Source organism: Streptomyces sp. NPDC096136 (genome assembly GCF_044763325.1).
Lineage (GTDB): Bacteria > Actinomycetota > Actinomycetes > Streptomycetales > Streptomycetaceae > Streptomyces.
In genome coordinates this window covers 24,233-45,834 of sequence record NZ_JBIWFZ010000027.1, presented here as the reverse complement: position 1 = coordinate 45,834, position 21,602 = coordinate 24,233, and the positions used below count along the sequence as shown (strand labels likewise).

Below are 21,602 nucleotides of genomic sequence, written 5' to 3'. Positions count from 1 at the left end.
CGTGCTCTTCCTCTACTGCGTCCTGCTCGTCAGCTGCCTGATCATGCTGGTCGCCGGCATCGTGGAGCAGCGCCGGCACTTCGCCAACCTGGAGCGGATACCGAACCGGGTGCTGGTCAACGGCATCCGCGGCAAGAGCTCCATCACCCGCCTGTGCGCGGGCGCGCTGCGCGGCGGCGGCCTGACGACGGTCGCCAAGACCACCGGCACCGCGGCCCGGTTCATCCACCCGGACGCCACCGAGGAGCCGGTCTACCGCAAGTTCGGCATCGCGAACGTCGTCGAGCAGATCGGCATCGTGCGCCGCGCGGCCGCCTACCGGCCGGACGCGCTGGTCATGGAGTGCATGGCCGTCATGCCGGCGCTCCAGGAGATCAACCAGTCCAAGCTGATCCAGTCCACCATCGGCGTCCTGTGCAACGTCCGCGAGGACCACGTCGCCGAGATGGGCCCGACCCTGGACGACATCGCCCGCTCCCTGTCGCGGTCGATGCCGTACGGGGGGATCTGCGTGACCGCCGAGAAGGAGCGCTTCGACGTGCTCCAGGAGGAGGCGGACGCACGGGACTGCACGCTCGTCTACGCCGACCCGGAGACGGTCTCGGACGAGGAGCTGCGCGGGTTCGGCTGGTTCACGTTCAAGGAGAACGTGGCCATCGCGCTCACCGTCGCCGAACTGCTGGGCGTGGACCGGGCCACGGCCCTGAAGGGCATGTACGAGGCCCCGCCGGACCCGGGCGTGCTGTCGGTGGAGCGGTACCTGGCGCCGGGCGGCAAGCGGCTGCGGTTCGCGAACGTCTTCGCGGCGAACGACCCCGAGTCCACGCTGATGAACATCAACCAGCTGCTGGACCTGGGCGCGGTGGACCGCCCCCTGAACGTGGTGATCAACTGCCGGCCGGACCGGGTCGAGCGCAACGGCCAGATGGGCGCGATCGTTCCCGATCTGCGGCCGGACAAGGTGTTCGTGATCGGGCACCCGGCGAAGAGCGCCATCGACGCGATCCCGGCCGAGTGGCGCGACCGCGCGGTGGACCTCGGCGGTGAGCAGCGCGACGGCGAGGAGTTCATGCACGAGCTGCTCGCACACCTCGGCGAGAGCTCCTCGCTGGTGGCCATCGGGAACATCCACGGCCAGGGCGAGGTGCTGCTGGAGCACCTCGCGGAGCTGCCGCCGGACGAGGCGGAGGACTCCCCCGCGCCGGCGCCGGCCGGGGAGGAACCGCCGGCCCCCTCGTTCGCCCGTCCCTTCGACCCGTACGCGGACGCCCCGCACGGACCGGACCCGTACGGCACGGACCCGTACGGCACGGACCCGTACGCGGGCTTCCCGGGCGGCGGTCACCAGGCGTACGCGGACACGGCGTACGGCCAGACCCCGCAGGCGCAGCCCGCGTACGACCGGACCGCGCAGGCACAGGCCCCGTACGGCCAGCCCGCGTACGGCCAGACCCCGCAGGCGCAGCCCGCGTACGACCGGACCGCGCAGGCACAGGCCCCGTACGGTCAGACCGCCCACGCGCAGGCCCCGCACGGCCAGACCCCTCAGGCACAGACCCCGCAGGCACAGACCGCGTACGGGCAGGCCCCGTACGACCGGCCCCCGTACGGGCAGCAGCCCGCGCAGGAGCAGCGGACCCGTCCGCAGGCCGCCCGCCCGTACCCGCAGCAGGACGCGCAGACGCCGCAGCCGTCCTCCGGCCCCCGGCCCGGCGAGCCGAACGGCGGGGGCGGGCCGCAGCGCCCGCGGCGGCCGGCCGATCCGTACGGGATCGCCGCCGCCACCCCCGTACCGGCCTGGCCGCAGCAGGCACCGCCGCGGCAGCAGCAGCACCCGTACCCCCCAGGAGAGCCCCGTTGATCCCCGCCGTCCTCACCCCCGAGATCGCCGCGATCGGCATCGCGCTGGGCCTGCTGTTCTCCCTGCTCTGCTACCTCACCACCAACCTCTCCCCCGGCGGCATGATCACCCCGGGGTGGCTGGCGCTGACCCTCGTCGAGGACCTCCAGCGCGCGGCCCTGGTCGTCGGCATCACGGTCATGACGTACCTGCTGACCCTGCTCACGCAGCGGTTCGTGATCCTCTACGGCAAGCGCCTGTTCGCCGCCGTGGTCCTGATCGGCGTCCTGCTCCAGGCCACCGTGGTGATCGTGCTCCAGCTGGAGTTCCCGCTCCTCTACGCGAACCAGACCCTCGGGTTCATCGTCCCCGGCCTGATCGCCTACCAGCTGGTCCGCCAGCCCAAGGGCGCCACCCTCCTCGCCACCGGCAGCGCCACGCTCATGACGTACGTCGTCCTGACCGCCGGGATCCTGCTCGGCGTCATGCCCGCCGCCTGACCCCGCACCGCCCCCACCCCCGGAGCCCCGAATGACCGCCAAGCCGAAGAGCCGCCGCCGCACCCGCCCGGTGCTGCACACGGTCACCGTGCTCGCGCTGCTGGCCGGCAGCGCCTACTTCACCTACGCGCTGCGCGCGCAGGAGCAGGCCAAGGCGCCCTCCGTGCAGATGGTGCAGGACAAGAACATCACCGCGGCCCTCAAGGGCGGCGACGCCGGCGGCCAGAAGTGGGAGCGCGTCCAGAGCCCCAACCGGTCGGTACTGCGCGACGCCACCGGGCAGGTCCTGGCCACCTTCACCGACGGCGCCCGCACGGCCACCCTCACCGGCCCGAGCCGCACCTTCACCGAGCCCGCCAACACCAGCACCAGGGTCGTCACCGAGAACTGGGTGCGGCTGATGCCCGAGCCGTGGAAACAGGGCGCCGAGAGCGCGCCGTGGTTCAAGGAGTGGTTCAAGAAGTACTTCGGGAGCCAGGAGGACGACATCTTCGCGGTCGCCTTCCAGTACGGCGACCAGGCCCCGGTGAAGAAGGACGCGCAGGGCGTCTCGTACGCGGGCGACGCCTCCTTCGGGCCGCTCAACCCCAACGGCTCGGAGGGCAACGACCTGCGGCTGGAGCAGTCGGACTTCTTCGACTACCTCGGCACCCCCTACACCTTCCGCAACGGCGTGCGGAAGACGCCGCAGACCGCCCGCTACCGGTCGATGGACTGCTCGGGCTTCGTGCGCACGGTCTTCGGCTACCGGGCCCGCTACCCGCTGATGCCCGACGACAATCCCGGCCCCGGCCTGCCGCGCACCGCGAACGGCATCGCCCGCTCCGCGCTGGGCGCGGACGTCATCCCGCTCAAGGGGGTGGGGGCGGAGTTCCGCCCCGCGTCGATCGACGTGATCCAGCCGGGCGACCTGCTGTTCTTCAAGCTCGACGCCCGTACGAAGGACCGCCTGGACCACACGGGCATCTACCTGGGCACCGACACCGACGGCCACCAGATCTTCATCTCCAGCCGGGAGGAGGCCAACGGCCCCACCATCGGCGACAAGGGCGGCACCTCGCGCCTCGACGGCAACGGCTACTACGCCACGACCCTGCGCAGCGTGAAGCGGCTCTAGACCGTCCCGCCGAGCAGGGGGCCGGCGGTGATCCCGACCGGCTGGAGCAGCCAGCCGAAGTCGCCCAGCCCGCCGCGCGCGGTGAGCTCCGCCGCCTCGCCCGCCGACGCCAGGGCCCGCACGTAGGCCGCCGGGTCGGTGGAGGCCAGGGCCAGCGGGGGCCGGCCGCCCGAGACGCCGAGGGCGGTCAGCGCCTCCCGCTGGGTGAGCAGGACCGCGCCGGGGCCCGCGCAGGAGTCGAGGGCGACGTGCGCCGTGACGTCGCGGCCGCCGTCCGGGACCGGCGCGACCTCGCGGCCCCCGAGGAAGCCGGTGAGCGTGCCGTACGGGGGGCGGGCCCCGCGGGCGTGGGCGTAGTCCACGGCCACCGCCAGGCCCCGTTCCAGGGTGGCGGCGGCCGCCGCCCAGGCCTCGTCGCGGGCCCGGCCGATCTCCGCCCGCCCCTCCCGCTCCCCGCCGGGCCACCACCGCTCCAGCCAGGCCCGGTCGGCGGCCTCCAGGGGGCCGCCGGGGGTCTCCGTGCCGTCGGGGGCGACCAGGACGTACCGTCCGTCCTCGGCGATCTCCAGCGGGACGTTGTCCAGCCACTCGTTCGCGAACAGCAGGCCCGTCGTCCCCGCGGGCGGGGCGTCCACCCAGCGGATCCGGGGGTCCAGCCCCTCGGGGGCGGCCGCGCGCTCGACGGCGTACGGGACCACCCGCGCCGCCGTCTCCTCCGGCAGCGCCGCGAGGACCCCGGCCAGCAGCTCGCCCCGCCCGGCCCCCACGTCCACCAGGTCCAGCCGCTCCGGACGCCCGAGCTCCGCATCCACCGAGGCCAGCAGCCGGGCCACGGCCCGCGCGTACAGGGGCGAGGCGTGCACGGAGGTCCGGAAGTGCCCGGCGGGCCCCGGGCCGCCCGGGCGCACGTAGAACCCGCCGGGCCCGTACAGCGCGGCCTCCATGGCCGCCCGCCACCGGACCGGTTCCCCGACCGGGCCCCCGACCTGCTCCCCGACTCCACCCTGAGCGTTCATCCCGCCCAGGTTAAGGTCACCCTCCACCTTGGGGAGTACTCCCCCGTCACAGGGATCGCACCTGTGGTTGACTCCAGCACCTATCCGCTTTCCCTACGCTGGGTTACGTGCAACGCCTCTACGACTTCATCCGCAGACACCCGACGGGCGTCGACAGCTTCTGGGCTGTCCTCTTCTTCGGGTTCTCGATGCTGAACGTCGCCGACCTGAGCGGGGCGAGCACGGCGCTGCGGCTGGCGACCGTGCCCGTCGTGGCCGCGCTGACCGCCGTCATCGCGCTGCGCCGCAAGTGGACGCGGCAGATGTACTGGCTGACGGTGGGCGCCGGCGCCTACCAGCTGGCCATCGGGTCGCCCATGCAGTTCTGCGACATCGCGATGCTGGTGATCCTCTACACCGTGGCCGCCTCCGGCGACGTCCCGCGCCGGGTCTCGCGCATCGCGCTGGTCTCCGGACTGCTGGCGCCCCCGCTGTACTTCCTGCGGTTCGGCGTCGACAAGACCGGCAGCGCGCCGCAGGAGGCCCTGTTCGTCGTCTTCGTGATGGTGCCCTTCGCCCTGGCCTGGGTGATGGGCGACTCGCTGCGCACCCGCCGCGCCTACTACGCCCAGCTCGTGGAGCGCAACCAGCGGCTGGAGAAGGAGCGGGAGGCGCAGGCCAAGGTGGCGGTGGCCGCCGAGCGGGCCCGGATCGCCCGCGAACTGCACGACGTCGTCGCGCACAACGTGTCGGTGATGGTGGTCCAGGCCGACGGCGCCGCCTACGTCATGGACGTGGCGCCCGAGCAGGCCAAGGAGGCCCTCCAGACCATCTCCGGGACGGGCCGGCAGGCGCTCGCCGAGATGCGGCGACTGCTGGGCGTGCTGCGCACGGGCGAGCCGCAGGAGTCCGAGGACTACGTGCCGCAGCCGGACGTCGAACAGATCGAGGTGCTGGTCGAGCAGGTCCGGGCGGCCGGGCTGACGGTGGACTTCGAGGTGGAGGGCGCCCCCCGCAAGCTGCCCAGCGGGGTGGAGCTGACCGCGTACCGGATCGTGCAGGAGGCGCTGACGAACACGCGCAAGCACGGCGGCCCGGACGCGAAGGCGAGCGTACGGCTGGTCTACTTCGACGACGGGCTGGGCCTGCTCGTCGAGGACGACGGGCGGGGCGCCGCACACGAGTTGTACGAGGACGGCGGCGCCGACGGCGCCGGGCACGGACTGATCGGCATGCGGGAACGCATCGGTATGGTCGGAGGCACCCTGGACGCGGGCCCGCGTCCCGGCGGCGGCTTCCGGATCAGTGCCCTGCTCCCGCTCAAGAAAGGCAATTGATGTCCATCCGAGTGATGCTGGTCGACGATCAGGTACTGCTGCGCACGGGCTTCCGGATGGTGCTCGCCGCCCAGCCGGACATGGAGGTCGTCGCGGAGGCCGGGGACGGCCTGGAGGCACTGGAGGTGCTGCGGGCCACGAAGGTGGACGTGGTGCTGATGGACGTGCGCATGCCCCGGCTGGACGGGGTGGAGGCGACGCGGCGGATCTGCGAGCCCAAGGAGCACCCGAAGGTCATCATCCTGACCACCTTCGACCTGGACGAGTACGCGTTCTCGGGGCTGAAGGCGGGCGCGAGCGGCTTCATGCTGAAGGACGTCCCGCCGGCGGAGCTGCTGGCGGCGATCCGGTCGGTGCACAGCGGGGACGCGGTGGTCGCCCCGTCGACGACGCGCCGGCTGCTGGACCGGTTCGCGCCGATGCTGCCGACGACCGCGCGGGAGCCGGAGAACAAGGAGATCGAGCGGCTGACCGAGCGGGAGCGGGAGGTCATGCTGCTGGTGGCGCAGGGCCTGTCGAACGGGGAGATCGCGGGGCGGCTGGTGCTGTCGGAGGCGACGGTCAAGACGCACGTGGGCCGCATCCTGACGAAGCTGGGGCTGCGCGACCGGGTGCAGGTCGTGGTGCTGGCCTACGAGACGGGCCTGGTGCGGGCCGGGGGCGGCCCGCAGCTGTAGCCCGGCGTCCCTGCGGCCCTAGCCGCGCCGGACGTATTCGCAGGTGTTCGGGACGAGGTGGTCCAGGGCGGCGGCGTCGGCCAGGAGGATATCGAGGTCGGCGAGGCTCTCGCCGCAGTCGATCCGGTCGTAGCCGCCGTTGCGGCTGACGATCGTGTCGTTGCCGCCGCGCCCCTCGAAGGTGTTGGAGCCGGGCTCGGCGTTCCAGCCGTCGGGGTCGATCAGCCGGTCGGGGCCGGAGCCGCCGATGAGCATGTCGTCGCCCGGGCCGCCGTCGAGGTCGCTCGGGATGGACGTCTCGTTCCTGACCACGTCGTCCCGGTCGCCCAGCGAGGCCTGGATCCGGGTCACGGCCGCCGCGTGTCCGCAGCGGATGATGTGCGGGTCGTTGTTGAACCGGGAGCAGCCGGAGCCCGGGACCATCCTGCTGGTCTTGTCCACCACCTGGAGCCAGCCGCCGGGGGTGCTGAAGGTGACGGTGTTCGTCTCCCCGGGCTGGGCGGTGAAGACCACCTGGTTGTTGTCGCGCGAGACGACCGCGGGGGCGGCGGAGGCCGGTCCGGCGAGGACCGTGGCGAGGGCGAGCGCGGCCAGGGCGGGGGCGGCGAGGCGGGCCGTGCGGGAGAGGTGCATCGGTGCTGTCCTTCGGTTGCGGGCGCGGACCGGGATCGGGGGTCCTTCGCGTCCGCCCTACCCGGAGCGGCCGTCAGATCAGTGTGTTCATCACAGAGTTACCCCGACCGGCCTACGGCAGCGGGGGCACCGCCGTGCGCAGGTGGGCCAGCAGCGTGGAGAGGGAGTCCCATCCGGCGGGGTCGGTCCCGTCGCCCAGCGGGTAGTGCAGTCCGGGCCGGTTCCGCGGGCCCAGCTGAACGGGGGTCAGCGCCAGCGGGGGGCGGCGGGCCGCGGTCAGGGTGGCCTCGGCGACGCCGGGGGCGCCCAGGGTGAACGACACCGGCAGGGCGGGGCCCGAGTAGCGGGGGGCGAGGCTCGGGTCCCGCCGGCCGGGGCCCAGCGAGACCAGCATGCTGACCAGGCCGTGCCCGGCGACCAGCACCTCAGCGAGCTCCCGCACCGCTTCGAGGGGGACGTCCTCGGTGGGCCCGTACCCGAGGGAGAGGGTGGCGTCCTCCTCGATCCCGGTCGCGGTGCGGGTCACCCGGACGGTGGCCAGCGCGGGCCGGTCCGGCCGGCCGACGGCGGTGACGAGGCTGGGCTCGGGCATCCGGCCGCGCGCGAGGTCGGTGAACTGGCGCGGGGACCAGGGCAGGTTGACGGGTTCGGCGGTGCCCCAGCCGGCCGGGCCCGCTCCGGTGAGGATGCGCCAGGCGGCCTCCAGCCCGCCGCCGAGCAGGGTGTCCGCCTCGGCGGGCCGCTCGGTGCGCAGCTGTACGGTCAGCCGCCGCTCCCCGGGCTGCTCGGCGGGCCGCACGAAGGCTTCGGCGGGCTGCGCCCGGCCCTGTGCGTCGCGGGCGGGGGCGAAGGTGCCGTCCTGCCAGGCGAGCACGGCCCCGGACAGGCCGTCGTAGTAGCCCCCGGCGGGGTCCTGGACGACCCAGCGGTTCGGGACCCCGGTCAGCACGGTGCGCAGCGGCAGGCTGATCCGGCAGTGGGCGGGGGTGACGAGGTGCAGGGCCGCGCCGAAGGCGGCGGTGGTGCGCAGGACGTCCGACAGCCAGGCCGTCAGCGGGACGACGGGCCGGTCCGCGAGGACGACGGCGGTGGACGCGGTGACCACGTCGACGGTGGGCAGGGCTCCGGTCGGCGCGGGCGCCGCCGAGGCCTCGGAGGCCACCGGGACGGTGGCGACCCGGCCTGCCCCCTCGGGCCAGACCCTCCCGCCGAGGACCTCGGCCAGCCGTCCCGCGACGGCCCCGGCCAGCTCCGCCGCCTCGGGCACGGCCGTGGAGGCGCGGGTCTCCGTCCACCAGACGGGGGTGTCCGACGGGGTCCCGAGGAGCCGCTCCGCCTCCCCGGGCACCTGGACGAGCACCGGCGCCTCCACGGAGACCAGGGGGCGTCCGCCCGGGCCCAGCAGCTGGACGACGGCCCCCTCGCCGGCGGTGGCGGCGTCCAGGTCGGCGCCGCCGGCCGCGAGGGCCACCAGCAGGGCGGCGGCGTCGGGCATCTTCGGGGTGAGGGCGATGACGTCCTTGGTCACGGTGTCAGGGCGCTTCCTGGCTCGGCGGGTCGGCGAGGGCGGTCTGGACGACCTGGTGCGGGCGGCCGCGCCGGACCAGCGTGCCCCGGCCGGGCGGCTGGGCGCTCGCGTACAGCTGGGGGAACAGCTGGCCCTCGGAGCGCTCGCCGTTCATGACCAGTGCGGTGGTGCCCGATTCGCGCAGGGTGGTCAGCAGCGGCTCGTACAGGGCGCGGGAGGAGCCGGCGACGCGGCGGGCGATGACGAAGTGCAGCCCGATGTCCTGGGCGGACGGCAGGTAGGGCACGAACGCCTGGAGCGGCTGCTGCCCGGCGGTGGTGAGGATGTCGTAGTCGTCGACGAGGACCACGATGCGCGGTCCGGCGAAGCCGGGGCCCTCGCCGGGGTCGGCGTCCGGGTCGATGCCGTCCTCGGGAAGCCGCTTGTCGAGCTCCTTGGCGATGCCGGCGGACAGCGCGGCGGCGATCCTCGCGTTGTGGGCGTAGCCGCCGCGGTAGGGCTCGGGGACCACGCCGCGCAGCCCGCGCCGGGGGTCGTAGACGGCGAAGACCAGTTCGTCCTCGCCGTGGCGGGCGATGAGCTGGCGGGCGACGAGCGCCAGGAGGTTGGTCTTGCCGCATTCGTCGTCGCCCAGGACCAGCAGGTGCTGGTCCTGGCCGAACAGGTCGAGGAGGACGGGTGCGAGGACGTCCTGGTCCACGCCGACCGGCACGCGGTGCGGTTCCTCGTCGGCGGAGGGCAGCCGGGAGGCGGGCAGCCGGGAGGGCAGGACCCTGACCGGGGAGGCGAGTTCGCCGTGCCAGGTGGCGCGGACGGTGGCGGCGGCCTCCTCCAGGGCGGCGGCCAGGCCGGTGGCGCCGGCGCGGGAGTCGATGCGCGGCAGCGCGGTCTGGGCGAAGAGCCTGCCCTCGGTGAGGGCCCGGCCCGGGGTGTCCGCGGAGATGGTCTCGGACAGCTTGCGGTCGACGGCCGAGTCGGAGGGGTCGCCCAGGCGCAGTTCGACGCGGTTGCCGAAGAGGGACTGGTTGGCGATGCGGACGTCGTTCCAGCGCAGCATGCCGGCGACGACGTGGATGCCGTAGCCGCCGCCGCGCTTGAGCAGGTCGGTGACGGCGTCGTCGAGGGCGTCGAACTCCTCGCGCAGGGCCCCGTACCCGTCGACGAGGAGGACGATGTCGGTGGAGCGGAGCCCGGGGAGCAGGCCCTCGGCGCGCATGGCCCGCAGCTGGTCGACGGAGTCGATGGAGTGGTCGCGGAACAGCTGCTCGCGGGCCGCGAGCATGGCCCGCACCTCGGCGACCGTGCGGGCGGCCCGTTCCCGGTCGGCCCGTCCGGCGATCCCGCCGACGTGCGGGAGCCCGGCGAGGGCGGCGAGGCCGCCGCCGGCCAGGTCGAGGCCGTAGACGGCGACCTCCTGCGGGGTGTGGGTGAGGGCCAGGGAGAGCGCGAGGGTGCGCAGCAGGGTGGTCTTGCCGGACTGGGGGCCGCCGGTGACGGCGGTGTGGCCGCCGGCGACGGTCAGGTCGAGCTCCCAGGGGCCGCGCCACTGCCGGGCCGGGTCGTCGAGCACGCCGAGCGGCACCCGCAGCGGGCTGCGGCGCGTCTTGTCGAGCGGGCCGGCGGGGGCGCCGAGCCGCAGCCCGTCGGCGGTGACGGTGAGCGGTCCGGCGGCGGCGTCGAGGGCGACGGTGTCGGGCAGCGGGGGCAGCCAGATGCGGCGGACGGGCGGGGCGGCGCCGGCCAGCTGGTCGACGATGACGGACAGGACGCTGGGCCCGGTCTCGCGGGCGGTCGCCGTGGGCTTGTCCTCGGCCGGCTCCGCCGGGGCGGCGCCGTCCCCGAGGGTGTTGAAGGTCGGGTAGGGCAGGGCGAGGGGGCCCGGTCCGGCGGTGTCGGGCCCGGCGGCGGGGCCCCTGTGGCGGCCGGAGACGTAGCCGGCCTTGAACCGGGTGTAGGTGGAGGTGTCCACCTTGAGGTAGCCGAAGCCGGGCAGGGGCGGCAGCAGGAAGGCGTCGGTGGTGTCGAGGACGGTGCGGGACTCGTCGGCGGAGAAGGTGCGCAGGCCCAGGCGGTAGGAGAGGTAGGTGTCCAGGCCCTTGAGCTTGCCGCCCTCGATGCGCTGGCTGGACAGCAGCAGGTGCACGCCGATGGAGCGTCCGATGCGGCCGATGGAGAGGAACAGGTCGATGAAGTCGGGTTTGGCGGTGAGGAGTTCGCCGAACTCGTCGATGACGACGAACAGGTGGGGCAGCGGCTCCAGTTCGGGCCGTTCGGCGCGCAGGACGGCGTAGTGGCCGATGTCGGCGACGTTCCCGGCGTCCTTGAGGACCTGCTGGCGGCGCTTGACCTCGCCGGCGAGGCTGGTGTGGACGCGTTCGACGAGTCCGGCCTGGTTCTCCAGGTTGGTGATGACGCCGGCGACGTGCGGGAGCTTCTCGAAGGGGGCGAAGGTGGCGCCGCCCTTGTAGTCGACGAGGACCATCGCGAGGTCCTCGGGCGCGTGGGTGGTGACCAGGGCGAGGACGAGCGTGCGCAGCAGCTCGCTCTTGCCGGAGCCGGTCGCGCCGACGCACAGCCCGTGCGGACCCATGCCGAGCTGCGAGGACTCCTTGAGGTCGAGGAGGACGGGGCCGTGGCGGTCGTCGACGCCGATGGGGACGCGCAGGAAGTCGCGCTCGCCGCGGGGCGCCCAGAGCCGGTCCACGTCGAGGGCGGCGGGGTCGGTGATGCCGAGCAGGCCCATGAAGTCGACCGGCCCGGAGACGGGGGTGCCCTCGGCGACGGACTCGGCGGACAGCCGCAGCGGGGCGAGCATCCTGGCCAGGCCCTCGGCGGTGGCGGGGCCCAGGGCGTCGGTGAGGCCCTCGGCGGCGGGGGCGTGCGGGGTGCGCAGGTCCCGGACGGTGACGCGGCAGCCGTCGGGTCCGCCGGTGCCGTCGACGGTGATCCGTATCGACACCTCGTCGGGCTCGTGGACCTGCTCGGCGAGGAGGTGCACGACGGTGGTGTTCATGTCGGCCAGGCCCACCGCGGTGTCGGGGCGGGGCAGTTCGACGGCGTTCCCGCCGTACTCGTCGCTGACGACGAGCAGCCGGCCGGCGAGCCGCAGCGCGCCCCGGTCGGACAGGCCGCGGCGCACCTCGGCCGCGTACGAGGCCCTGCGGCGCAGGTCGGGGGCGAGGACCCCGGCGGCGAGCTGGGGCAGGCTGGGGGCGATCCGGCGGGCGGCGACGGGCCCGTCCTGTTCCTGCTGGTCGAGGACGTGGGGCAGCCACTTGGCCCACTCCCAGTCGTCGAGCCGCTCCCCGGGTGCGCCGAGGGCGACGGCCACGTCGTCGGGGGCGTGCAGGACGGCGGTGTGCACGAGCAGGGCGCGGGCGACGCGCAGGACGCCCTCGCGGTCGCCGATCACGCTGATGTTCCCGGCCCGGTCGAGGGGGACGGTCAGCGGGAAGTCGCTGGCGCGGGCGAAGCGGGCCATGAGGGCGCCGGCCTCGTTCAGCATGAACCGGTCGGGCGGGGTGAGGACGTTGGCGCCGCCCGTCGCGAGGGTGAGCTCCTGGACGGAGACGGCTCCGGTGCCCAGGCGCGGGCGCAGGAAGTCGGGGTCGGTGCGGCGGCGCTCCCACAGCCGGGCGGGGTCGCGTACGAGGTCGTAGAGGGCCTCCGGCGGCGGGTTGAGGCGGCGGGCCTCCTCGCGGAGCTCCTTCTCGCGGGCGCCGAGCTCCTCGCGCTGTTCCTCCAGGTACTCCAGGTAGCGCTCGCGCTGGGCGCGGCGGGTGCGCTGGGCCTTGCCGCGCTGGGACCAGAACAGGGCGACGGCGCCGATCAGCGCGAAGACCAGCACGATCGCGCCGACGGCGGCGAACTGGCTGTTGCGGATCACGGTCATCATCACGACCGAGCCCATGACGCCGGCCATGGGCAGCAGGGCGGTGGCCGGGCTGCCGATCTTCCCCTCGGGGAGGTTGGGCGGGGCCTCGACGGTGCGGGGTACGGCGGGCGCCGGGGGCAGGGTGCCGCGGGCCGGGCGGTGGACGAGCCGCTGGGTCACCGGGCGCCGCCGGGCGCCGGGAGGGACACGGCGCGCTGGAGGACCTCGGCGGCCAGCCGTACGGCGGCCTGCCGGGTGCCTTCGCCGAGCAGCTCGGTGCGGACGGGGCCGCCGGAGGCGAGGTGGCGGTCGTAGGGCAGGACGACGACCCCGGCGCCGGTCGCGGCCAGCCTCGCGGCGGCCCCGTCGAGGTCGACGGCCGGATGCGGGGACTGCACGGCGATCACGACGACGGTCCTCGGCAGGACGGGCACGGGCAGGGAGCCGAGCCAGTCGAGGACGGCACGGGTGGATTCGACGCCCTCGGCGGTGGCGGGGGTGGTGAGCACGCGGGCGTGCGCGGTGTCGAGGGCGGTGCGGGCGACCTCTCCGGGGAGGGTCTCGCAGTCGACGACGGTGACCCCGAAGTAGCGGCGCAGCGCGACCGTGACGGTCCGGTAGGCGGCGACGTCGACCTGGGCGCCGATCCGGCCCTGGCTGCCGGGCAGCAGCCAGCCGCCGTCGGGCAGGGGCACGAGGTAGCCGGTGACGTCGGTGAGCTGCATGGAGGGGCGGACGATCCGGGCGAGGTCGCCGCAGGTCCAGCGCAGGGACTCGACGCCGAGCCGGACGGGGAGGGTGCCGAGGGCGGCGTCGGCCTCCAGGGTGAGCACCGGGTCGTGGCGGAAGTGGTTGTAGGTGCGGCTGAGGAGGGCGGTGACGGTGGTCTTGCCGGAGCCGCCGCGGATGCTGGTGACGACGATCTGCCGCCCGGTGGTCACGGGCTGCTGCACCTGCTCGGCGAGGCCCGTCCCGGTGGTGACGGCCTTGGCGGCGGAGGCCCCGAGGGCCCCGCGCAGGCCGCTCAGGGCGCGCCGCAGGAGCGGATCCCCGTGCCGGGACCGCCCGACGGGCGCACCGGCCCCGTGCACGGGCACGGTCTCGGGTGCGGCCTGGGCGTGCACGGGCGGGTCCTGCCGCTGCGACGGGTGGGCCCGACCGGGGCCCTGCGCGGCGGCGGCCCGGGCGGGGTCGGCCGGCCACTGGTCCCGGTCGGGGCCGGCGTGCGGGACCCGCCCGCCGGGCGCCGGATACGGCCGGACGGGGCCCTGTGCCGCGTCGGCCGGCCACTGGCCCCGACCGGGGCCCGCGGGGGCCGCCTGCGGCGTCGGGGTGGCGGCGGGGGGCGTGCCGGTCAGTTCGCCGAGGACCCCGGCCTGCCAGTCGTCCTGGCGGTTCGTGTCTGACATGTCTGAGTCGCAACCCCTACGCGAAGGTGCCGAGCAGCCGCCCGTACACGCCGAACACCCCGATGAGCAGCGGGAACAGCACGATGACGCCGAAGGACTCGGCCGCGTCCCCGAAACGCCGCAGCCGGACCCGTACGTGCTCGGGCGGCTGGACGGCCAGCACCCCGAGCGAGGCCAGGGCGAAGGCCGGCAGCAGCGCCAGCGGCCCGGCCGCGCCGGCCCGGCCGGCCCACACCAGCAGGGCGGCCACGGTGACGGCGGCCCCGGCCAGCAGCAGCGCGACCACTTCCGCGACCAGCGGGAACGCCCGCGCGCGCAGCCACAGCACGGCGGCGACCGCCGAGGCGAGGGACACCGTCCACACGTCGGGCTCCCGCAGCGCGACCACCCCGCCGGCGCCCGCCGAGACGGCCGTGGCGAGGGTGGCCAGCGCCATGCCCCGATGGGTGGCGCCGAGGGCGGTGGCGACCTTGTACCGGCTGACCGAGGCACCGCGCGCCCGCTGGTCGTCGAGCCCGGTGAGCCCGGCCGCGGCCAGCGCGAGCCGCGGCAGCAACCCCAGCAGGACGACGGAGACCACGGCGAGCACGGCACCGGTCCGGGCCCCCGCGTGCCCCTGGGCCAGGGCCACGCCCTCCCAGAGCACGGTCAGCCCGCCCACGGCGGCGGCCCCGACGAACCCGCCCCGCCCGAGCGGCGTGCACCACCCCAGCAGCGCGAGCGCCGCGGCCAGCGCCCCGGCCACGGCACCGAGGCGGCCCATGGCCCCCCAGTGCTGCGCGTCGGCCAGGGTCCACGCCCCGAGTACCCCGACCGCGCCGGCGGTGGCGAGCAGCGCGGCGGCGAGTCCGGCCCGCTTCAGCCGGCCCGCCACGGCCCCGACGGCCCCGCACACGGCGGCGGTGGCGAGCAGCGCACCGGCGACGGCTCCCGGCGCGAACGCGGCCCGGGCGAACCACCCGGCCACCAGCGCCCACACCACCAGCCCGGCCCCGGCGGTGACCCGCCGCGCGGACGGCCGCCAGCGCCAGGCCCGTACGTCCAGGTCCTCGGCGGCCTCGTCGGTGACGTCGTGCACCACGGGCGCGGACGGCACGTCCTGCACCCGTACGAGCCGCAGCACGGCCCCGTCGGTGACGCCCGCCTCCTCCAGCGAGACGCCGTGCTCCAGCACGGAACCGTCCGCCGTGACCAGATGGCGCAGCATCGGCTGCGTGGCGACCCGGTCGTCCAGCATCCGTATGACGTCGGGCAGCAGCCGCCCGACGGGCTCCCGGGAGGGCAGCACGAGATCCATCCGCCGCCGCCGGCCGACCAGCGTCACCCGGCTCAGCCCCGTACCGCTTCCCGCAACCGTGCTCACCACTTGTTCGAACCCATCACCGCGTTCCGACCTGACCTGGAGTCCCGACCTTGCCGATCACCCGGTGCGAGACGAACGACCAGCCGACGCATCCGGCGCACAGCACGGCCGCGATGACCAGCCCTGCGACGGCCTTCCCGATCCGCTCGTCGGCGACCCGCCGGCCCCGCTGCGCCCCGAACAGCACGGCGTCGCGCAGCCGGCGCCGCCGCACCGCGACGGACTCCAGGAGCTGGCTGTCGTAGTCCTGCGCGGCCATCAGACCTCGAACTCGCCGACCCAGGAGCGCTTCAGCAGGTGCTCGGGCAGGTAGGGGGACTCGACGTCGACGGGGATGCCGCCGTCGTAGGCGAGGCAGGTGACGGCGAGGACGCCGATCGGTACGAGGCCGTCGATGTCGTCGGCGCGTTCGGGAGTGGCGGTCCAGTACCGCTTGTGGAGTTCCAGGGCTTCCAGCAGCGTGGCGTGGAAGCCCTCCTCGTCCTTCTTGAGGAACTTGTAGAACAGGTTGATCGGCGGGTAGGCCACGTGCTGGACGTAGTCGCGTCCGGCGATGACGGCGACGTCCGGGTGGGACCGCTGGAACGTCAGCGTCAACTCCGGTACCAGTTCGGGACGCTTGAGCCAGTACGCCTGGAGGGTGGCGACCCAGTGGTAGAGGTAGTCGTCGTGGTCGGCGCCCGAGGCGCGCAGGACGTCGATCGGGAGCTCGCACAGCTCGGTCATCCTCGGCTGGTCGCGCGTGATGACCGCGAACCAGAACGCCTCGATCCACGCCTCCGCGTTCGCGTCCCACGAGGGCCCCGCCGCCGGCAGGGTGCGCATCGCGTGGTGGATGCGCACCTCGGTGCTCCCCTCGGTCATCCCCGCCGCACGGAACAGCGCGGATCCCAGCTGCGCCGCCGTGACCACGGCCTCCCAGGTGCCCAGCTCGGCGGCGCGCGGGTCCACCCCGAACCGGGCGTTGACGTTGAAGGTGCCGTCCTTCCACGCCGACCTGAGCTTCCGGGGCGACGAGGAGAGCGCGTCGAGGTCCTCGACCAGCTCCTCGGTGAGCCCGTCGACCCAGGCCGCGCTCGTCGGCCGCGGCTCGGAATGGCCGGGCACGAAGACGGTCATCGCTTCTCCTGTCATTTGGTGAGGTCGAAATGGCGAAGAGTGTATCCGGCATAAGTTCCCGTGTTATCGGCTCCCTTGACGACGACGTAATCGATCCGCGGGGGATCCGCGTCCAGCGCCGCCTTGAGGGCTTCGTACAGGTCCTTTTCGCTCGGGATGTCCCTTCCGCGCTTCTTCATTTGCTTGAGGATGTCCTCGAAGTACTCGCGGGTTCCCTGTGAGACGCGCTTACCGCCGATGCGGCGTTCGCCCAGGTCCGTGGTGACGTGGCTCTTCGCCTCGACCACGACGTACCGGTCGCCGTGCTTGTACACCTGGTCGAACTGGTCGTTTCCGTTGTCGGGGCCGTGCAGCTTCTCTTCCTTGGCCCCGGGGAACTCCCTCGGTATCGCGTGTTCCCTGGCGATGGCCTCGCCGTACGCCTCGCTCTTCTTGGAAAGGGCCTCGTGGAGCGGCGCGTGCTCCGCCCTGGCCGCGTCGAGCGCCGCCTGGGTCTCCGGCGTGTCGAGGAGCTTGTGCGCCTTCTTGGCCTCGCCGTAGGCGTCGTGCGGTCCCTTGTCGGCGGTGATGGCGTCGTGACGCTCCTTCGCCGCCTGGTCGAGGGAGTCCCTCATGTCCTGGGTGACGGAGGGGTGCGCGTGGTCGATCGAGGTCGCCTTGCCCAGGTAGTCCGGCGGGACCGGCGGCGGGATGTCCGACTTGGGTACCCAGACGTCGGGAGCGGTCTCCACGAGCTGCGGCGGGACCAGGCCCGTGTGGTCGGGCACGTCGGCCCGCAGGCGGTAGCCGAGCTTGTTGTAGTACTGCTTGAAGTAGGGGTCCGTCGGGTCGTTCGCCCGGTGGACCTGGTACTCCATGATCTGCCGCTTCTCGGCGTCCGTGTACTGGTGCGCGTTCTCCCGGTGGGGCGGCAGCTCGGGCCGGTCGCCGTGGCCGGGCAGCGCCGGGCCGGCGCCGTCGCCGTGGCCCAGGCCGTCCGGGATGCCGCTCCCGTGGCCCAGGTTGTCCGGGATCCCACCGCCGCCGCCCTGGTGCGGGATGCCTCCGCCGCCGTGGCCGCCGCCCGTGGACGGGGTGTCCGGGTGGTGGGTGGCGCCGGTGGTGGGGGTGGTGTCGGTGCCGCCGTGACCGGGGGTGGTGCCTGTGCCGCCGGGTTCGGTGTGGCTGTTGTGCGGGGTGTGGCTCGCGGTGCCGCCGGGGGTGTGGTCGGCCGCGCCGCCGGGGGTGTGGTCGGCGACTGTGCCCGGGGTGTGGGACGTGGCCTCGACGGTGTGGGACGGGCCGCCGACGGTGACTTCCTGCTTCTTCGGGATGTCGGCGAGGGGGTGGTCGGGGCCCCTGGGGACGGTGGTGAGGTCTTGTTTGGGCAGGCCGTTGTGGTCGAGGAGCTGGTGGGTGGTCTTGTCGTAGAACTGGGGGCGGCCCAGGGCGTCGTCGGGGAGGCGGACGGTGTCCTCGGGGTGGGGGAACTTCACCCCGGGCAGGTCGGCCTTGGGCAGGTCCTTCCACACCACGTCGGTGATCTTCGGGAAGGCGCCGTCGACCTTGCCGAGGTTGGCGAACAGGTCGCCGACCTTGACCTTGGCCAGGGACCCGGCCTTGCCGATGTAGGTCATGGGGTCGATGAGGCGGCCGGCCTTCCCGGCGACGCCGATGACCTTGGCGACCGTGCCGGCCTTCGCGGCGGTGCCCGCGCCGCCGGTGAAGACGGTGGTCAGGACGTTGAAGGTGACCGCGCCTGCCGCGCGGGCGGGGTTCTTGCCCCACTCGTCCCAGGCGACCAGGGCCTTGCCGGTCTCCTTCACCGCGGTGCGCGAGTCCCGGATCCAGCCCGGGAGGTCCTTGTCGTCGGCCAGCCAGAACGCGGTCCCCACCACGGGCACGGAGGCGATCACCAGCCCGGTGGCGAGTTTGGCCAGGCCGGTCCAGGCCTGGCCGGCCTTGTCCCAGCCGTCGACGCCGACCAGGGTGCCCAGGCCGCGGATGGTGCCCCAGATCCCGTCGACGATCAGACCGTCCCACACGAACGACTTGACCCAGTAGCCGATCTCCCAGGCCCGGTGGGTCTCCTCCAGCTGCGAACCCCACGGCAGGTCCTGGGCCTTGTTCAGGTCCTCGCCCTTGTAGCCGTACATGTTCGCGCCGTGCGACCCGTCGTCGGCGACGAGCGGGGCCGCGCAGTACAGGGCGCGGATCTTGTTGGCGCAGGTGCGCTCGGCGGCCCAGAACGCGGAGACGGCCGTGTTGACGTCGTGGATCAGATCGTTGTTCTCGTCGATCTTGTCGCCGTCGTCCTTCCAGTGCGCGTCACCGCTGATCTTGCCGCTGAACGTGGTGGCCTTCGCCTGGAGTTCCTTCAGCCGCGCGACGATCGGCCGGGCCTCGGTGATGTATTCACCCAGGGCCTTCGCTGCGGATTCCAGCTGGTCGGCGAAGAAATCGCTGTCGGTCTTGACCGGCTTGGTCGTCGCGAACAGCTTCTCCGCCTCGGGCGCGGAGTAGAACGCGGACAGTCCCTGGAACTCGGAATCCACGTTCGACCCCGCGTCACGGAACGTCCCCGCCGCCGAGTCGATCGCCGTCCTGTTCCTCTCCAACGCGTCCAGGTCACCCGTGAACTGAGGAATCGTGCACGGATTGATCGGTACGTGGTCGGTCATTTCTTCTCCGCCCCCGGCAGATCGACCTTGGGCTCCTTCAGTGCCTCGCGCTGGGCGTTCTCCGCCTGCTCGATATTGCCGTGGACGTACGCCGTCGTGGCCTTGACGGCCCCGTTGAGCGAGGCCTCCGTACGCGCCGAGATGAAGCCCAGCCGCTGCTGGTGGGAGGCCATGAGCTCGCCCAGCGCTCCGGCGATCGGGCCCATGCCGCCGCCCTCACCGCCGGTTCCGCCGCCGGGTGTGACGGTGCCGGCGTGCTTGGCCGCCTCGGGCAGCTCCTTCTGGAGCGAGGTGCCCGCCTTCTGGAAGCCCTCGGCCGCCGTGATCGTCTTGTTGACGACGCCCTGCACGCCAGACGGCTTGATGTCCCAGTCCATGACCTACCCCGTGTCCCCGTGTTCCCGCTGCGGCTGCTCCGGGCGGCGTCAGCCGATGTTGTCGACCGCCGCCCTGGCCTTCGCCAGCGTCGCCTGGGCCGTCGCGTCGTTCTGCTCCAGCGTGCTGCGGACGAGGCGGATGATGTCGCGCACCTCGTTGGCAGCCTTGTTCCAGCGGACTTCCTTGGCGTGGTAGTCGTCCGAGACGCCGTCGGCCTTGAACTCGGCCATCGCCGCCTTCACCGCCGCGTCACGGTCGCCGAGCACCCGCTCCAGCTGCCCGATGATCCCGCCGAGGCCGCCCTGCACCTCCACGGAGGCGGCGACGTCGTACGAGGTGCGGTCCTGGTTCTGTCCCATGTCCCCTCAGTCCCCCGGGTTTCAGCGCGCGCCGAAGCGGGCGGCGTCGAAGTTCGCGGAGCCCATGTTCTGGTGGGCGTTGTCACCCTGCTCGTGGTCACCGGTGACGAACGCGGTGTCCATGCCGCGCTGACCGCCGAGGATGGCGCGCAGCGAGCCGTTGAGCTCGGCGGTGATGGCGTCGGAGCGCCGCTTGAACGAGTCGAAGGCGGTCCGGCCGACGCCGTTGAACTTGCCCTCCAGCGGGTCGGCGGCGGCGATCAGCAGCTTGATCAGCGTGCCGAGGTCGTCGCTCGAACCGCTCGTGGCCTTGCCCAGTTCGGACAGCGTCGCGCTGCCCATGTCGAATTTCATCCACCCACCCCTGACGTGTCGCGCCGTCACTTCCGTGCCTACCTGTCTACAGAAGGGACGTTGCGAACACAAACGCGGTTTCAGCTGGCCGGAACCTCTGTCCGGAAATCGACGGGACTCCGGCTCAGGCCATCCAGCGGTCGGGGCGGGCCGTCGCCCGGGAGGTGCGGGAGCGGGCCGCCTGGGCGTAGAGGAGTGCGGCGGCCTCGCCGGCCACCCTCAGCCGGGCGGTGACGGTGTTGCCGGCTCCGGTGTCCACGTGCAGGTCGGCGACCCCGCAGACCCGTTCCCAGGGCCCTTGCGTACGACGTACGCTCTGCACCTTCGCATGCGGAACGATCTCCGTGCGCCGGCAGAGGCGCCCGCGCCGGGCCGCGAACAGCTCCGCCGAGACGGCCAGCCCGTACCCCTTCCACCACACCGGGACCACCCACCGCGAGCCCCGGCGCGGGGACGGCACGAAGGCCAGCGCCGCCGGGTCCGCACCGGGCAGGACGCGGGCGACCAGGGCGTGGGCGGCCTCCCGGGTGGCGACCGGGACCAGGACCCCGTTCTCCGAGCCCGCCACGGCCAGCTCCACCCGCACCCACCCGCGCCGCCGCCACAGCAGCGGCTCCACGATCCGCACGGTCTGCACGCGCCCCGGCGGGACGGTCTCGTGGGCCCGGTCCAGCAGCCCGTGGTCCAGGCGCAGCCCGTCGGGGGACTCGGCGACCCGCCAGTCGTAGCCGGTGAGGAAGCGGGCCGCGCTGCCCTTCCAGCCCGCGCCCAGCAGCGGCAGCAGGGCGACCAGGGCCGCCCAGGGGTTGGAGCTGAGCCCCCACACGAGCACCGGACCGGCGACCCCCGCGGCGAGGGCGGCCCACACGTCGAGGCTGAGCAGCAGGGAGACCACGAGGTCCCGCACCGGCACCCGCAGCAGCTCCCGCTCGGGGGCCTCGCCGAGCACGGTGGCCTCGGCCGGGGCGAAGCCGGCCGCCCGGGCCAGCAGCTCGGCGCGCAGCGCGACGGCGTCCCTTTCGCCGAGGAAGGCCAGCTCGTCCTTGTCCTCGGTGCCGATGACGTCGATGCGGAGCGCGGCCACCCTGGCCACGCGGGCCAGCAGGGGGCGGGTGACGTCGATGGCCTGGATGCGGTCGAGGCGGATGTGGGCGGTGCGCCGGAAGACCAGGCCGGTGCGGATGCGCAGCTCGGTGTCGGTGACGGCGTAGTGGGTGAACCACCAGCTGAGGAAGCCGTACGTGCCGAAGACGAGGACCAGCCCGGCGAGCACGAGCAGGCGCAGCCACACGGGCAGGGCCAGCGCCCACTCCTGGGCCCGCTCCCCCTGCTGCGCGACCAGGCCGACGCAGCCGGCGATGGGCACCCAGGCGCGCCGCAGCGGCGTCAGCACGTGCAGCCGCCGCTCGGCGCCCGGCGGGGTCATGGCCGGGGCCGGGGTCGAGGTCGGGGCCGGGCC

General features: G+C 73.9%; 18 protein-coding genes. 5 read left to right on the top strand and 13 right to left on the bottom strand.

Features of this window, described 5'->3' with window-relative positions; genetic code table 11:
- Window position 1: 1 nt before the first annotated feature.
- Genes pgsB through ACIRBY_RS34915 form a run of 3 tightly spaced genes read left to right on the top strand, consistent with a single transcriptional unit; the run spans window position 2 to window position 3,457 of the window.
- Window positions 2-1,861 (top strand): poly-gamma-glutamate synthase PgsB, encoded by a 1,860-nt coding sequence (gene pgsB, locus ACIRBY_RS34925; RefSeq protein WP_403908358.1) that lies wholly within the window; start codon window positions 2-4, stop codon window positions 1,859-1,861.
- Window positions 1,858-2,340: a poly-gamma-glutamate biosynthesis protein PgsC/CapC gene (locus tag ACIRBY_RS34920; RefSeq protein ID WP_042813656.1), complete on the top strand. Its 483-nt coding sequence runs from the start codon at window positions 1,858-1,860 to the stop codon at window positions 2,338-2,340. The genes pgsB and ACIRBY_RS34920 overlap by 4 nt, the downstream gene beginning before the upstream one ends.
- A gap of 31 nt (window positions 2,341-2,371) precedes the next feature.
- Window positions 2,372-3,457, top strand: coding sequence for an NlpC/P60 family protein (locus ACIRBY_RS34915; protein WP_403908356.1), 1,086 nt, complete (start codon window positions 2,372-2,374; stop codon window positions 3,455-3,457).
- On the opposite strand, the gene ACIRBY_RS34910 is transcribed toward ACIRBY_RS34915, so the two are convergent.
- Window positions 3,454-4,473: an SAM-dependent methyltransferase gene (locus ACIRBY_RS34910; protein WP_403908354.1), complete on the bottom strand. Its 1,020-nt coding sequence runs from the start codon at window positions 4,471-4,473 to the stop codon at window positions 3,454-3,456. The genes ACIRBY_RS34915 and ACIRBY_RS34910 overlap by 4 nt on opposite strands.
- Window positions 4,474-4,580: 107 nt before the next feature.
- Between ACIRBY_RS34910 and ACIRBY_RS34905 the strand changes: the two genes are divergently transcribed.
- Together ACIRBY_RS34905 and ACIRBY_RS34900 are read left to right on the top strand one after the other, a co-directional pair.
- Window positions 4,581-5,789 carry a sensor histidine kinase gene (locus tag ACIRBY_RS34905; protein ID WP_403908352.1) on the top strand — a complete coding sequence of 403 codons (1,209 nt, stop codon included), beginning with the start codon at window positions 4,581-4,583 and terminating at the stop codon, window positions 5,787-5,789.
- Window positions 5,789-6,466: a response regulator gene (locus tag ACIRBY_RS34900; protein ID WP_403908350.1), complete on the top strand. Its 678-nt coding sequence runs from the start codon at window positions 5,789-5,791 to the stop codon at window positions 6,464-6,466. Before ACIRBY_RS34905 ends, ACIRBY_RS34900 begins: the two co-directional genes overlap by 1 nt.
- An 18-nt stretch (window positions 6,467-6,484) precedes the next feature.
- On the opposite strand, the gene ACIRBY_RS34895 is transcribed toward ACIRBY_RS34900, so the two are convergent.
- From ACIRBY_RS34895 to ACIRBY_RS34840, 12 genes are all read right to left on the bottom strand, one after another.
- The gene (locus ACIRBY_RS34895; RefSeq protein ID WP_403908348.1) at window positions 6,485-7,099 is read right to left on the bottom strand and encodes a hypothetical protein; all 615 of its coding nucleotides are present in this window, start codon (window positions 7,097-7,099) and stop codon (window positions 6,485-6,487) included.
- Between the two features lie 112 nt (window positions 7,100-7,211).
- A complete protein-coding gene (locus ACIRBY_RS34890; RefSeq protein ID WP_403908346.1) occupies window positions 7,212-8,627 on the bottom strand; it encodes a DUF6177 family protein in 1,416 nt (471 codons plus the stop codon).
- 4 nt (window positions 8,628-8,631) lie between these two features.
- Complete coding sequence (eccCa, locus tag ACIRBY_RS34885) at window positions 8,632-12,681, bottom strand: type VII secretion protein EccCa (protein WP_403908344.1); 4,050 nt, start codon at window positions 12,679-12,681, stop codon at window positions 8,632-8,634.
- The gene (locus ACIRBY_RS34880) at window positions 12,678-13,910 is read right to left on the bottom strand and encodes a hypothetical protein (RefSeq protein WP_403908342.1); all 1,233 of its coding nucleotides are present in this window, start codon (window positions 13,908-13,910) and stop codon (window positions 12,678-12,680) included. The genes eccCa and ACIRBY_RS34880 overlap by 4 nt, the downstream gene beginning before the upstream one ends.
- A 16-nt stretch (window positions 13,911-13,926) precedes the next feature.
- The gene (eccD, locus tag ACIRBY_RS34875; RefSeq protein WP_403908340.1) at window positions 13,927-15,276 is read right to left on the bottom strand and encodes a type VII secretion integral membrane protein EccD; all 1,350 of its coding nucleotides are present in this window, start codon (window positions 15,274-15,276) and stop codon (window positions 13,927-13,929) included.
- Between the two features lie 13 nt (window positions 15,277-15,289).
- A complete protein-coding gene (locus ACIRBY_RS34870) occupies window positions 15,290-15,532 on the bottom strand; it encodes a hypothetical protein (RefSeq protein WP_403908338.1) in 243 nt (80 codons plus the stop codon).
- Complete coding sequence (locus ACIRBY_RS34865; protein WP_403908336.1) at window positions 15,532-16,392, bottom strand: immunity 49 family protein; 861 nt, start codon at window positions 16,390-16,392, stop codon at window positions 15,532-15,534. The genes ACIRBY_RS34870 and ACIRBY_RS34865 overlap by 1 nt, the downstream gene beginning before the upstream one ends.
- Before the next feature lie 11 nt (window positions 16,393-16,403).
- Window positions 16,404-19,052, bottom strand: a complete 2,649-nt coding sequence (locus ACIRBY_RS34860) for a hypothetical protein (protein ID WP_403908335.1) — start codon at window positions 19,050-19,052, stop codon at window positions 16,404-16,406.
- Window positions 19,049-19,429, bottom strand: a complete 381-nt coding sequence (locus ACIRBY_RS34855) for a DUF6507 family protein (RefSeq protein WP_403908333.1) — start codon at window positions 19,427-19,429, stop codon at window positions 19,049-19,051. Before ACIRBY_RS34855 ends, ACIRBY_RS34860 begins: the two co-directional genes overlap by 4 nt.
- 48 nt (window positions 19,430-19,477) lie before the next feature.
- Entirely contained in the window at window positions 19,478-19,789 is a 312-nt protein-coding gene (locus ACIRBY_RS34850) for a pore-forming ESAT-6 family protein (RefSeq protein ID WP_403908331.1), read from the bottom strand.
- Between the two features lie 21 nt (window positions 19,790-19,810).
- The gene (locus ACIRBY_RS34845; RefSeq protein ID WP_403908329.1) at window positions 19,811-20,143 is read right to left on the bottom strand and encodes a hypothetical protein; all 333 of its coding nucleotides are present in this window, start codon (window positions 20,141-20,143) and stop codon (window positions 19,811-19,813) included.
- Between the two features lie 124 nt (window positions 20,144-20,267).
- Complete coding sequence (locus ACIRBY_RS34840) at window positions 20,268-21,569, bottom strand: PH domain-containing protein (RefSeq protein ID WP_403908428.1); 1,302 nt, start codon at window positions 21,567-21,569, stop codon at window positions 20,268-20,270.
- Between the last annotated feature and the right edge of the window lie 33 nt (window positions 21,570-21,602).